Below are 12,915 nucleotides of genomic sequence, written 5' to 3'. Positions count from 1 at the left end.
AGTCTACAACCTCTTAGGGAAAAAGTCAAGCAAAATATATAAAATTTTTATATATTTTTTTAAAAAGTCTTTTAATGGCTGTTTATAAGGAACATCAAAGTACCTTTCTTCCTTACAAGAACTTTACATCTTCCTTAGCTTTTGTGTTGAAAACATCTTCCATAAAATGGTAAAATGGTGTAAGTCTAACTAAAAATATAAGAGAGATCAATGAAAAAACATCAAACCCTATATAAATTTTTGGGCCAAACCCTACTATATTTTGTTATCTTTCTGGCCTTGCTTTATTTCTTTAGCTATCTAGGTCAGGGTCAGGGTGGCTTTATCTATAATGAATTTTAATGTGAGAGAGTAGGAAATAATGTCAAATAAAGTGATACATGATATGATTGAAGCGATTGAGCATTTTGCTCAGGTGCAGCCGGATTTTCCGGTCTATGATATTTTAGGTCAAGTTCATACTTATGGCGACTTAAAGAAGGATTCCGATTCGTTGGCGGCTCAGATTGACCGTCTGGGGCTTCCTGACAAGTCTCCGGTTGTGGTCTTTGGCGGTCAGGAATACGAGATGCTGGCTACCTTTGTGGCCTTGACCAAGTCTGGTCATGCCTACATTCCTATCGACAGCCATTCAGCCTTGGAGCGCGTGGCAGCGATTGTGGAAGTTGCTGAGCCAAGCTTGATTATTGCCATCAATGATTTTCCGCTGGTAGATGTGGCAGCTCCTATTTTTAGTGCGGAGCAAGTTCAGACAGCCTTCAGAGAGGGAGCGCCCTATGAGCTTAGCCATCCGGTGCAGGGAGATGATAACTATTACATCATTTTCACATCGGGAACGACTGGCAAGCCTAAGGGAGTGCAGATTTCCCATAATAATCTGCTCAGCTTTACGAATTGGATGATTACTGATAAGGAGTTTGCGACTCCAGAGCGTCCTCAAATGTTGGCTCAGCCGCCTTATTCTTTTGATTTGTCGGTCATGTATTGGGCGCCGACTTTAGCCTTGGGAGGGACTCTCTTTGCCCTACCTTCGGCAGTGACTCAGGATTTCAAGCAGCTGTTTGAGACGATTCTCAGTCTGCCTATTGCTATCTGGACTTCGACGCCTTCCTTCGCGGATATGGCCTTGCTGTCGGATGACTTTAACAGCCAGAAGCTGCCTCAGCTGACGCATTTCTACTTTGACGGCGAGGAGTTGACGGTCAAGACAGCTCAGAAGCTTCGCGATCGATTCCCTCAAGCTCGCATTATCAATGCTTACGGTCCGACTGAGGCAACAGTGGCCCTGTCTGCGGTAGCAGTGACAGACGAGATGCTGCAAAATTGCAAGCGCCTGCCGATTGGCTATACCAAGGCGGACTCTCCGACCTTTGTCATTGACGAAGAAGGGCGGAAAGTACTGAATGGCCAGCAAGGAGAAATCATCGTCTGCGGCCCAGCTGTATCCAAAGGCTATCTGAATAATCCTGAGAAGACAGCGGAGGCCTTCTTTGAATTTGAAGGTCTGCCAGCCTATCATACAGGAGATGTCGGATCGATGACAGATGAAGGCCTGCTGCTTTACGGCGGCCGGATGGACTTCCAGATTAAGTTTAATGGTTTCCGTATTGAGCTGGAGGATGTGTCTCAGAACCTGAACAAATCGAAATACGTTGAGTCTGCGGTGGCTGTGCCCCGCTACAATAAGGACCACAAGGTTCAAAATCTGTTGGCCTATGTCATTCTCAAAGACGGTGTGGCTGAGCAGTTTGAGCGAGAAATCGATATTACCAAGGCAATCAAGGAAGATCTGCAGGATATCATGATGTCCTACATGATGCCGTCCAAGTTCCTCTATCGAGAGACCCTGCCTCTGACCCCGAATGGCAAGATTGACATTAAGGGACTGATTAGCGAGGTCAATAAGCGATGATGGATTTCTTGAAACAGCTGCCTCACTTGGAACCCTACGGCAATCCAGTTTACTTTGTCTATATCGTTCTGGCAGTTCTGCCAATCTTTGTCGGACTTTTCTTTAAGAAACGCTTTCCCCTTTATGAAGCCTTGGTCAGCTTGGTCTTTATCGTCCTGATGCTGACAGGTCCTAGTCTGGCCCAACTTTGTGCTCTGCTGGGCTATGTCATTTGGCAGATAGTCTGGGTTTATTCATACAAGCTCTATCGCGAGTCGCGGGACAGCAAGTGGATCTTTTATCTGCATACCTTGCTAGCGGTTCTGCCGCTTGTGCTTGTTAAGGTAGAGCCCGCAATCAGCGGTCATCAGTCTCTCTTTGGCTTTTTGGGGATTTCCTATCTGACCTTTCGCTCGGTAGGGATGATGATTGAGATGCGCGATGGAGTTCTGACAGAATTCACGCTCTGGGAGTTCCTGCGTTTCCTGCTCTTCATGCCGACCTTTTCGAGCGGTCCTATTGATCGTTTCAAGCGTTTCAATGAAGACTATTTGAACATTCCCAAGCGCGATGAGCTGCTGGATATGCTGGAGCAGTCTGTCAAGTATATCATGCTAGGCTTCCTTTATAAGTTTATCCTAGCCCATATCTTTGGACACCTGCTGCTGGGTCATGTCAAGACCTACGCTCTCTATACCGGCGGTTTCTTTAATCTAGGAACTCTGGGCGTTATGTATGTCTTTGGTCTGGATCTCTTCTTTGACTTTGCCGGTTATTCGATGTTTGCGCTAGCTATTTCCAATCTCATGGGAATCAAGAGCCCTATCAACTTTGATAAGCCTTTTCTCTCACGCGATTTGAAAGAATTTTGGAATCGCTGGCACATGAGTCTGTCCTTTTGGTTCCGTGACTTTGTCTTTATGCGGTTGGTCATGGTCCTGATGCGCAATAAGGTCTTTAAAAACCGCAACACGACCTCCAGTGTGGCCTATCTGATCAACATGCTGATAATGGGCTTCTGGCATGGTGTGACCTGGTACTATATCGCTTATGGTCTCTTTCATGGAGCCGGGCTAGTCGTCAATGATGCCTGGCTGCGCAAGAAGAAAACTCTAAACAAAGAGCGCAAGGCTAAGGGGCTTCCGCCTCTGCCAGACAATAAATGGACTCAAGCTTTGGGGATTGTGGTGACCTTTCACGCAGTCATGTTCTCATTTTTAATCTTTTCTGGATTTTTAAATGAGCTTTGGTTTAAAAAATAAAAATGAATGAGGAAGAAAAATGGATATAAAAGCAGAAGTAATTGAAATTATTGAAGAACTATTTATGGAAGATGTGTCAGACATGATGGACGAGGATTTGTTTGACGCTGGTGTCCTAGACAGTATGGGAACGGTTGAGCTGATTGTTGAGCTGGAAAACCGTTTTGATATCCGCGTGCCAGTGTCAGAGTTTGGCCGCGATGACTGGAACACAGCCAATAAAATCGTTGAAGGCGTAACGGAGCTTCGCAATGCTTAAACGACTCTGGCTGATTCTGGGGCCGGTTTTCTGCGCCATGGCCATGGTTGCCCTGCTCTTTTTCTTCTATCCGCTTGATAAAAAGCATGATATAGAAGCAGAGAAGCGCTCGGCAGTGACCCTGACAGCAGAAAACTTCAAGAGCCGCAGCAAGAAGGTGACAGCCTTGACCGATAAGAAGATGCGCTTTGTGCCCTTCTTTGGGTCAAGTGAGTGGCTGCGCTTTGATAGTATGCATCCGGCGGTCCTTGCTGAGAAATACGACCGCTCCTATCGGCCTTATTTTCTAGGCCAGCGCGGGGCAGCATCATTTAATCAGTACTTTGGTATGCAGCAGATGTCCTCTGAGTTGGAGGGGCAAACGGCGGTCTATGTAGTGTCGCCCCAGTGGTTTACCAAGACTGGCTATGATGCTTCGGCCTTTCAGCAGTACTTCAACAGTGATCAGCTGACGGCTTATCTGTCTCAGCAGCAGGGAGATGCGGCGGCGCAATATGCAGCCCAGCGCCTCCTTCAGCTCTATCCAGATGTTGCTATGGCAGAGAGCGTGCAGAAGCTGTCTAAAGGGAAAAAGCTGAGCAGCTTTGAAGAGCGTCATATTGAGATGATGGCTCATCTTAATGAGCGCCAAGATGCCTTTTTTAGCAACTTTGCTGCCCTTAATAATGAAAATTATGACCAGCGAATTTTGCCTTATATGGCTGATTTGCCAGACACCTTCTCCTATCAGGCTTTGGAAGAGATTTCCACAGCAGAAGCCAAGAAGAAGACCAATAACAATCAATTTGGCATAGACAATCAATTTTACAAGACCCGTCTGGCCGGCAAGGTTGCCAAGCTCAGAGGTTTTCAGACCAAGCAATCTTATGAAAAATCCCCTGAGTACAATGACTTGCAGCTGGTTTTGGATCAGTTTGCCAAGTCAAAGACCAATGTCATCTTCATCATTCCACCGGTCAATTCTAAGTGGATGGAGTATACAGGACTCAGTCCTGAAATGTACCAGCGGACGGTGGCTAAGATTCGCTACCAGCTGGAAAGTCAGGGTTTTACCAACATTGCTGACTTTTCTAAAGATGGCGACAAGCCTTACTTCATGCAGGACACTATCCACATGGGCTGGAATGGCTGGCTGGCCTTTGACAAGGCTGTTGATCCTTTTGTAGCCAATCCACAGCCGGCGCCAAACTACCAGATCAATGACCGCTTCTTCACTAAGGAATGGTCTCAGTATACTGGCAAACCAGAAGAATTCAAATAAGGTTGGGACTTTCCAGCCTTATTTTTATAAAGGAGGAAAGATGAAGATTCGTTTGTCCCAAACAGAAGATATCCCAGCCATTATGGCGATTTATGATGTGGCTCGTCAGTTCATGAAAGACCAAGGCAATCCGACTCAGTGGGATGGAGGCTATCCCAGCGCGGGCTTGATTGAGGAAGACATTGCGGCTGGCTACTCTTTTGTTATAGAGGAAAAAGGGCGACTGGTCGGTACCTTTGCCTTTATCATTGGAGAAGACCCGACCTATCAGGTCATCGAAAAGGGAACCTGGCATTTTGCAGAGCCTTACGGCACCATTCATCGCATCGCTTCAAATGGCCAAGTTAGGTGCCTGTCCCGTCAGGTCTTTGATTTTTGCTGCCAGCAGATCCCCTACTTGCGAATCGATACCCATGCGGACAATCAAGCTATGCAGGCTGCTGTGCTGAACTATGGCTTTAGGGAGTGTGGCATTATTTATGTGGCTGATGGCAGTCCTCGCCAGGCTTATGACTATCATCAATAAAAAAATCTGCCTTTGAGCAGATTTTTTGCGTTATATCAAAACATACTTTTCTACAGCTTCTGCAACTCCGTGCTCATTGTTGCTTTTGGTGACGGCTTTTGCCTCGGTTTTGACTGCTTCGGGGGCATTGCCCATAGCGACTCCAAGTCCAGCCAGGCGGAGCATAGGAAGGTCATTGAAGTTGTCTCCGATTGTCATGACCTGCTCTAGAGGCACTTGATAGTGCTGGGCAATTTCGTACAAGGCTTGCTCCTTGGAGACATGCTTGGCAGTGACTTCCATGTAGTTGTCCTTAGAAAGGTAGAAGGATGTCTTGGGAAATTCTAAGGTCTGTAGGTAGCCGTAAAGTTTCTGGATGACAGGTACTTCATCAATGAGGAGTAACTTGTGAGCAGGGATTAGCACATCCAGCACTGGCAGAAGAACATTCTGAATCATCGGCTGTTCACCTGTAATCTCAGCCTCTATCTGCACCCACTTATCCAGACGGTCAGCAATCCAATCCTTACCGGAATAGAGATTGATGGACACGCTAGGAAATTCAGTCTTGACCAGCTCTAGAAAAGTGCGGATTTCTTTCTTGTCCAAAGGGTGCTCGATAATGGTCTCGTAAGCTTGCGGATCACCCTTGATGACCAGAGCGCCATTGTAGCAGGCTAACGGATTATCTCCCAGCCCCAGCTCACGTGCAATCGGCTCCATGCCTAGAGGAGAGCGAGCAGAAGCGAGAACGAAAGGGATTTTTTCTCGGCTTAGCAGAGGAATCATGTCCTTGAGTTTAGGATCTACTTGGTGCTGGTCGTCCAAAATGGTGCCGTCAATGTCGCTGATAATCAGGCGAATCGGTTGGTTTGTCATAGCTCTTCCTCCTTTGTGTCTAATGGATTGATTTAATAAATTATTTTAACCTTGTCTCCGATCAGTTCTTGGACTTTAGGGCTGGGCTCTTGGTCCGTAATCCAGTAGTCAAAGTCGCTGACAGGACCCAGGATGTACTTAGATTCTTTCTGCCACTTGTCTTGTTCGGCCAGTAGGATTTTAGTCTTGGCGTGTTTCAAAGCCAGTTTTTTCAGGTGAGCATCAGCCTCGTCTTCAAAGCTGACTAGACCATCAGAGACACTAGCTGCTCCGATAAAGGCAATGTCAAAAGAAATTTGCTCCAGTAGCTCTGCTTCATTGAGCGCGTAGTAGAATCGGTTTTTTGGATAAAATTTTCCACCTAAGAGGTGAAAGTCCACTTTGTCCTGACTGCTCAGCATGATTGCATTATCCAGAGAATGGGAGTAGATTGTCATAGGCTCCTTGATGCGCTGGGCCAGATGGAGAACGATGGTTGAGACATCAAAGAAAGCAATCTGCCCCGGCTTGAGAAAGTCATGAGCCTTCTGAGCAATAGCCTTTTTTTCTTGACTTAGTTGGTTGATACGGTCGTTAAAGGACGGGATTTGCCGGCTAGTGTCCAGCGGGATAATACCTCCGTGGGTGCGCTGCACAAGCCTACGCTCGCTCAAAATCGAAAAATCTCGCCGAATAGTATCTTTAGAGACCTGAAAATGCTCAATCATATCCTTGGCTGACAGCTGTTTTTTCTCAGCCAAGAGCTCTAAAATTTCAGCTAAGCGTTGTTCTTGGTACATACTTGGCCCTCCTTGCTTTTCTAAATAGAGTATAACATAGCAAATAAGTTTTTACAAGTCTTTTTAATGTTTTACAAGTTTTTTGAAATGCGCAGGAGAAAATCAAAAAACCGAGCAAATCTCGGTTTTCATGAATTATAATAATCGAAATATGTTTTTCAATTAAGGTGTTTGAATATTGACAGATCCATCGCTGCCGACCTTAACATCAACACCGCCGCCTTGAACATGAACGCCATCTTCATTTACGCTAACACCAGCGTTATCAGTTTGTACATTAGCAGCACCGTCTCCGTTGGTTTCAACAGAAGCATCGCCGCTTTCGTCATCGCCATTTACATTAACGCTAGTATCACCGCCGTTTACGTTGACTTTGGCACTACCGCTTTCTTCAGATGTGCTGCTAGAGCTTGTCTTAGCTTTAGATGAAGAAGATACGCTTGAGCTGGAACTTGAGCTTTCTTCAGTCTTCTTATCTGCAGAATTTCCGCAAGCTGCTAAAAAGAAAAGTGCAATTAGTGGTAATAAAAATAAAGAAATTTTAGATAATTTTTTCATCTTACCCCTCCTTCTAGTATAATATTAAACAAATATTTCATTTGAAGCAATGAAAAACTGGATTGATACATAAATAACATACTCTGTTAATAAAAATGTTACAAAATATATGCAAGTTAATTAGACAATAAATAGATTTTATAAGCTTTTCCACGATTTTCCGCTTATTTAGTGTGTAATTGTTTTGTAACACAATTCTTGTCCGTGAGAAGGAGAAAAATAACATTTTTGCAACATTTCTTTTCCTCTGTAAATGGAGAAATCATGCTATAATCAACCTATGTTATCAAGAGATTTTCAGAAACTAATCGAGACTGACACAGTTGCAGCAGCGCGAGCTTTGTTAGGTATGCAGTTGATTCTAAATGGCCAGAAGCTAGGCCGAATTGTCGAAACAGAAGCCTATCTAGGAGGTCAGGATAGTGCCTGTCATTCAGCTAGAGGGCGCCGCTCCCCTAGGAATGAATCCATGTATCTATCAGCTGGTCACTGGTATATCTATCAGATTCATGGCCATCAGATGCTGAATCTGGTGACCAAGCCTGAAAATGTGGCCGAAGCCGTACTGATTCGAGCCTTGGAGCTGCCGGATGGCCGACTTTTAGCTAACGGCCCTGGCAAGTTAACCAAGTATGCTGGGATTGATAAGCGATTTGATGGACAGAGTTTAGCGACCTCCAGTCTGCAATTAGCCCATGGCCTGACTCCCAATCAGATTGCTAGCCGTCCGCGGATTGGCGTGACCTGCACAGATACCTGGCGAGAGGAGCCTTTAGGTTTTTATGTGGCCGGCAATCGTCATGTCTCAAAAGTGCCCAAGCGAGGCCTGCTGGATGATGAGGACACCTGGAAGAAGGAGTAAAAGATGAAGAAAACAGAGATTTTTGAGCAAGTTGTAGAAATTATGCGAGAGGATTCCTCAACAAAGAAAGACATCATGGGTGCAAATCCCGAAGAATATCGAGCGCGTATCACAGACCAGATGAGCCAAGAGGACTTTCTCTACCAGATGCATTGTTATATAGCCAGTTTTGGGATTTTGTCCCATGTTTGGTTTGGACTTAAGGAAACGCAACCGCCTGGTTTTAAACTGAGATACTACCAAGATTGCCTCTACGTTCTGCAGGCAAATAGTGACACGGGGCTGAAGCGTGGAGACCAGGTTCTGGCCTTGGATGGGAAAGCCTTGCCTCAGGTGTATCAAGAACACAAGGATTATTTTGTCAGTTCCACACCAGAGCGACAGCACAAAGAGTGGGCTTACTTTGTGGAGCATGCCGGAGAAGTTACAGTGGCACGCAATGGCAAGGAAGAGCAACTGCATGTTCAGCCGACCGCTCACACAAAGAAGCCACCGCAGTTTGAATGGCGCAATCTTTCTGAGGACATCGTCTATCTTAAGTTAGAAGATTTTACGGATGAGGCAGCAATCACTCAGCTATATGCTGACAGTCAAGCAGCTATTGAGCAGGCCAAGTATTTAATCATTGATGTTCGAGTCAATTATGGCGGGACGGACTCGCTTTATTATCCACTTTTCAAATATACTCTCCCTCAGGGAAAGGCCTTCAGTGACTTAGATTTGCCAAGCGATGATGGGATGGAGATTCTCTATACTGATAGAAATGTTGATTTGCGTCAGCAACTGATGCAAAAGTTCCTAGAAGATCCAAACTTATCAGCAGAAACTCACCAAATCATCAAAGAATTTCTAAAAGAGCTAGAAGAGAATCGGGGAAAAGGTTATGTCCTTTATGGCGATGAGGATAGCAATCAAAACTTTCTGCCAGACGTCCTAGGCCTAGCTCGACCTGAAAAAGTCTTTGTACTAGCAGATGTTACCTGTGGGTCTTCAGGTGATAATTTTGTTGATACTATGAAAAAGATGCCCAAGGTTACGGTCCTAGGGCGTCCGACTATGGGAATTTTAGATTATTCCAATTGCTGCGTGAAGGATTTTGGTGACTATGAGCTCCTGTTTCCCACCTCACGTGACATTAGGATTGATCAAGGAAAGGGCATGAATGATAAGGGAGTTGAACCTGATATCCTGATTCCTTGGACACCAGAACACTTAGAGCGAGATGTGGACCTGGAAGAGTGTCTCAACTATTGCAAAAACGCTTAGGATTTCTAAGCGTTTTTCGTCTTTATTATATCTTGTCAAACTTCTCAATGTAAAAGAGAGTTAGTGTCACGATGGCAGCCAAGCCAATGAGAATGAGGATGGCTGGAGTCCAGGAATGGAATAAATCAAAGCTGTATCCAAAGAGGCTAGGTCCAAAAGCGGCCAGAATATAACCACCAGTCTGGGCTAAGCCAGATAGCTGAGCGGTTTGTTCAGGAGTACTGGTTTTGAGCGAGAAAGTGACCATGAGGTAGGGGAAGAGGGCGCTGACGGACATACCGATTAGCAGATTGAGGATCAGCCAATAGATAAAGGAATCTGTCTTGACCAGCAGCATACCCAGACCAACCATACCAGTTACAGAAAAGAGAGCAATCATCCCCAAGCGTTTTTTAGCGGATAGACGCGTTGTCAGACTAGGTATCGTCATGGCCAAAGGAAGGCTGATAAAGGAAAAGATAGAGGCCAAGAAACCAGTAGCATCATCGGAAAGTCCTGCCAACTGACCAAGAGTCGGCAGCCAAGTGATAGCCGTATAAAAGAGTAAGGACTGCAGGCCACCAAAAATAATCAGAGCCCATACTCTAGGATTTTTTAGCAGAGAGCCCATTTGATGCTCGCGGCTTTTGCTAGTCAGTTGGTGATTATGCCGGCTGTTGGGAAGCCAAATCAAGCAAGCCAGTAAGCAGATGAGGGTCAGGACGAGAATCAGTCCTTTCCAGCCAGCTAAGCGGACAATAGGCGCAGCCAAGGGAGACATGACTGAGATGGCCAGTCCCATAGAAGTGATATAGAGCGTGGTTAGAAATCCAATTTTCTCTGGCTGATTAGCCTGAATGACATTAGGCAGGAGCACATTTAAGACGGCGATGGCAGCCCCTAGCATGATTGTACCTGCATAGAGTAGAGGCAGGTTAAAGATACGAATAAAAGAGCCCAGAGTCAGCACAATCATGGCTATTGTAAAGAGCTTTTCCAGGCCGACCTTTTGAGCCAGGCGTGGGGAAAAGGCTGAGCAGAGTGCAAACATGATCAAGGGCAGGCTAGTCAGCAGTCCCAGAGAGTTGACGGGAACTTGCAGCCCCTTAGCAATATCACTCAGCACAACAGGCAGCACTGCAAAAGGCGCCCGTAGGACAACCCCTACCATTAGAATACCTGGAAGTAAAAATTTCGAATGTTGCTTTTTCATAAAGTTAAGTTTCCTCCTATATAAATATCAAAATAAAATCAGTCCATCAAATCCAGAAAATACTGGCTGATAACTGTTTCTGGCAATGTTTTCTTCTGCTGGAGCCACCAACTGACCGTCTCCACAAAGGTAGAAGTCACATAATTTCTCAGAAAGGGCTCTGGCAGCTGAGATTTTTTCTGCAGGAGCTGTTCCTGAATCATCGGAAAGAGATAGTTTTCCAGCTCAATCTTTAAGCGATTAGTAAAATAGATATTTTTCGAAAGCAGCAAGGTCGCAATCTTATCCTGATTCTTTTGGAAATGCTTGAAAATATGGGCGGTTGCTTCAAAGAGATCCTTGCCGTCGTCGCGCTCAAGAAAGGTATGCTGAAAGAGGTCTTGGCAAACCTCCTCTAGCAAGGCTTCCTTGGTATCGAAATGGGCATAAAAAGTCGACCGGCCAACGTCTGCCAGGTCGATGATTTCTTGCACGGTGATGCTTTCATAGCTTTTTTGATGCAGCAGGCTGATAAAAGCTTGGTAAATAGCTGCGCGTGATTTCTTGACTCGTCTGTCCATAGCGTTTCGGAACAAAAGAGCAGGATTGTTCAGTAACAGACAAAGCCACTCAATTGCTTCTTGTTTCCTTTCTGAGAATAAGGGATAATAAAGATGAAGAAAACTGAACAAGGTGTTCCATTTTGATTACATTATACTATAAAATTTGCTAAACTGAAAGGAGGCAGCCGTGAAATCTAGTAAAAATATGACCATTGCCTTTCTGTTAAACTTTTCCTTTGCCATTCTTGAGTTTATCTTTGGCTTTATGTTCAATTCCAGCGCTGTACTAGCCGACGCTGTGCACGACACAGGAGATGCGATGGCTATCGGACTTTCCACCCTTTTTGAAAAAATTTCTAATAAAAAAGAAGACAAGAAATACACTCTGGGCTACAAGCGCTACAGCCTTTTGGGAGCCCTGCTGACCTCGGTCATCTTGCTGGTCGGCTCAACCTTGGTGATTATCGAGAATGTACCCAAGGTCTTTGCGCCTGAAAAGGTCAATTATGACGGCATGCTGGTGCTGGGCATCTTTGCCATTATAGTCAATCTAGCAGCCAGCAAGGTAGTCGGTCACGGGCATGGCCACAGTCATAATGAGTCTATTCTCAGTCTCCATTTTTTAGAGGACATTTTGGGGTGGGTGGCTGTTATTTTGGTCTCTATCGTTTTGCGCTTTACCGACTGGTATTTTCTGGACCCGCTGCTCTCCCTGCTCATTGCGGGCTTCATTCTCAGTAAGGCCCTGCCTAAGTTCTGGGAAAACATCAAGATTTTTCTGGATCACATCCCAAGCGATATTGATTTGAGCCAGCTTTATCAGGAAATTCTGGCGGTTGAAAACGTTCAGGCTATTACTCAGCTTAATGTCTGGACCACAGACGGTTTGGAAAAATTTGCTATGATTCATATCTGTCTTGAAAATCCAGACCTGCTGGCCGAGACCCAGACTACTCTGCGTCAAGAACTGCAAGCCTATGGCATCACCAAAATCACTATCCAGACAGATAGCAGCTTGGAAGAGCATGAAGAGTGGTGTTTAGGTGGGGAGGGCGATTTAAAACCTCATACTTAAATAGTACTAGTGTAAATTATATCTCTGCAGTCCGATATTTCGGGCTGTTTTTCGTTATACAGTCTAATTTCCATCACTCAACTGGTTCTATTTTTATGATTTTCTTCTTATTTAATTTCTTTATTTCTCTGTCTGAAAATTCTAGCTTTTTGATTTTGTGGTTTTTCTATAAAAAATAGACAAGCTGAGTACATTGTGCATTTTTAGATAGGTTTTACATATAACAAAATGCAAATGTATTGACAATGCATTTTCTTTAGCATATACTATTGGGTAGGAAGAAACAGGCAAAGCTTGCTAAGCCTTGTCCTGAAGCGCCTTTCCTAAGCATATCGAATACCGATCAGAAGAAGACAGATGCTGTCACACTGTCCATCTGAAGGTTGAAAAAGAAGCAGTAAAGGGAAGAAATTCCCTCAAAAATTTTGCTGTTTTTTAAACTTTGAAAGAAAAGAAGTCATTTAAAAAACGTTAGAAACGTTGATATAACAAGGTTTTATCAAAATTAAACATTTTTTTAAATGCAATCATTTTTTTCGAGGCAAACCTATTGACAAGATGTCAATTATGTCATATACTGTGAT

The 12,915-nt window shown here is 44.7% G+C and carries 14 protein-coding genes; 9 read left to right on the top strand and 5 right to left on the bottom strand.

Going from position 1 to position 12,915, the window contains the following annotated elements:
• Positions 1-210: 210 nt before the first annotated feature.
• The 6 genes from J1C77_RS11585 to J1C77_RS11560 are packed head-to-tail and all read left to right on the top strand — an operon-like array spanning position 211 to position 5,199.
• Entirely contained in the window at positions 211-342 is a 132-nt protein-coding gene (locus J1C77_RS11585; protein WP_002894209.1) for a teichoic acid D-Ala incorporation-associated protein DltX, read from the top strand.
• Positions 343-361: 19 nt separating this feature from the next.
• Positions 362-1,912 (top strand): D-alanine--poly(phosphoribitol) ligase subunit DltA, encoded by a 1,551-nt coding sequence (gene dltA / locus J1C77_RS11580; RefSeq protein ID WP_002922873.1) that lies wholly within the window; start codon positions 362-364, stop codon positions 1,910-1,912.
• On the top strand, positions 1,909-3,153 hold the full coding sequence (dltB, locus tag J1C77_RS11575) for a D-alanyl-lipoteichoic acid biosynthesis protein DltB (protein WP_002922874.1): 1,245 nt from the start codon (positions 1,909-1,911) through the stop codon (positions 3,151-3,153). The genes dltA and dltB overlap by 4 nt, the downstream gene beginning before the upstream one ends.
• Positions 3,154-3,172: 19 nt before the next feature.
• On the top strand, positions 3,173-3,412 hold the full coding sequence (gene dltC / locus J1C77_RS11570; protein ID WP_002894204.1) for a D-alanine--poly(phosphoribitol) ligase subunit DltC: 240 nt from the start codon (positions 3,173-3,175) through the stop codon (positions 3,410-3,412).
• Positions 3,405-4,673, top strand: coding sequence for a D-alanyl-lipoteichoic acid biosynthesis protein DltD (dltD, locus tag J1C77_RS11565; protein ID WP_002922875.1), 1,269 nt, complete (start codon positions 3,405-3,407; stop codon positions 4,671-4,673). The genes dltC and dltD overlap by 8 nt, the downstream gene beginning before the upstream one ends.
• 40 nt (positions 4,674-4,713) lie before the next feature.
• Positions 4,714-5,199 (top strand): hypothetical protein, encoded by a 486-nt coding sequence (locus tag J1C77_RS11560; RefSeq protein ID WP_002922876.1) that lies wholly within the window; start codon positions 4,714-4,716, stop codon positions 5,197-5,199.
• Between the two features lie 30 nt (positions 5,200-5,229).
• On the opposite strand, the gene J1C77_RS11555 is transcribed toward J1C77_RS11560, so the two are convergent.
• The 3 genes from J1C77_RS11555 to J1C77_RS11545 all read right to left on the bottom strand — a co-directional run bounded on the left by J1C77_RS11555 (position 5,230) and on the right by J1C77_RS11545 (position 7,394).
• Complete coding sequence (locus J1C77_RS11555; RefSeq protein ID WP_002922878.1) at positions 5,230-6,057, bottom strand: Cof-type HAD-IIB family hydrolase; 828 nt, start codon at positions 6,055-6,057, stop codon at positions 5,230-5,232.
• A 32-nt stretch (positions 6,058-6,089) separates the two neighbouring features.
• The gene (locus tag J1C77_RS11550) at positions 6,090-6,836 is read right to left on the bottom strand and encodes a DeoR/GlpR family DNA-binding transcription regulator (RefSeq protein WP_002922879.1); all 747 of its coding nucleotides are present in this window, start codon (positions 6,834-6,836) and stop codon (positions 6,090-6,092) included.
• Between the two features lie 162 nt (positions 6,837-6,998).
• On the bottom strand, positions 6,999-7,394 hold the full coding sequence (locus J1C77_RS11545) for a hypothetical protein (RefSeq protein WP_002899368.1): 396 nt from the start codon (positions 7,392-7,394) through the stop codon (positions 6,999-7,001).
• 280 nt (positions 7,395-7,674) lie between these two features.
• On the opposite strand from J1C77_RS11545, the gene J1C77_RS11540 reads away from it, so the two are divergent.
• Together J1C77_RS11540 and J1C77_RS11535 are read left to right on the top strand one after the other, a co-directional pair.
• The gene (locus tag J1C77_RS11540; RefSeq protein ID WP_042763098.1) at positions 7,675-8,256 is read left to right on the top strand and encodes a DNA-3-methyladenine glycosylase; all 582 of its coding nucleotides are present in this window, start codon (positions 7,675-7,677) and stop codon (positions 8,254-8,256) included.
• Between the two features lie 3 nt (positions 8,257-8,259).
• The gene (locus J1C77_RS11535; protein WP_002922881.1) at positions 8,260-9,522 is read left to right on the top strand and encodes a S41 family peptidase; all 1,263 of its coding nucleotides are present in this window, start codon (positions 8,260-8,262) and stop codon (positions 9,520-9,522) included.
• Between the two features lie 25 nt (positions 9,523-9,547).
• Here J1C77_RS11535 and J1C77_RS11530 read toward each other — a convergent pair whose 3' ends face one another.
• A complete protein-coding gene (locus J1C77_RS11530; RefSeq protein WP_002922882.1) occupies positions 9,548-10,714 on the bottom strand; it encodes a CynX/NimT family MFS transporter in 1,167 nt (388 codons plus the stop codon).
• A gap of 38 nt (positions 10,715-10,752) precedes the next feature.
• Positions 10,753-11,274 carry a TetR/AcrR family transcriptional regulator gene (locus tag J1C77_RS11525; RefSeq protein ID WP_002910979.1) on the bottom strand — a complete coding sequence of 174 codons (522 nt, stop codon included), beginning with the start codon at positions 11,272-11,274 and terminating at the stop codon, positions 10,753-10,755.
• A 169-nt stretch (positions 11,275-11,443) separates the two neighbouring features.
• Here J1C77_RS11525 and J1C77_RS11520 point away from each other — a divergent pair, with 169 nt between their 5' ends.
• Entirely contained in the window at positions 11,444-12,331 is an 888-nt protein-coding gene (locus tag J1C77_RS11520; protein ID WP_002922883.1) for a cation diffusion facilitator family transporter, read from the top strand.
• Positions 12,332-12,915: the final 584 nt, after the last annotated feature.

It is taken from the genome of Streptococcus sanguinis, from assembly GCF_050223295.1.
GTDB classification, from domain to species: Bacteria; Bacillota; Bacilli; order Lactobacillales; family Streptococcaceae; genus Streptococcus; species Streptococcus sanguinis_X.
The sequence above is the reverse complement of the archived record's forward strand: the minus strand, read 5'-3'. Positions and strand labels throughout refer to the sequence as shown.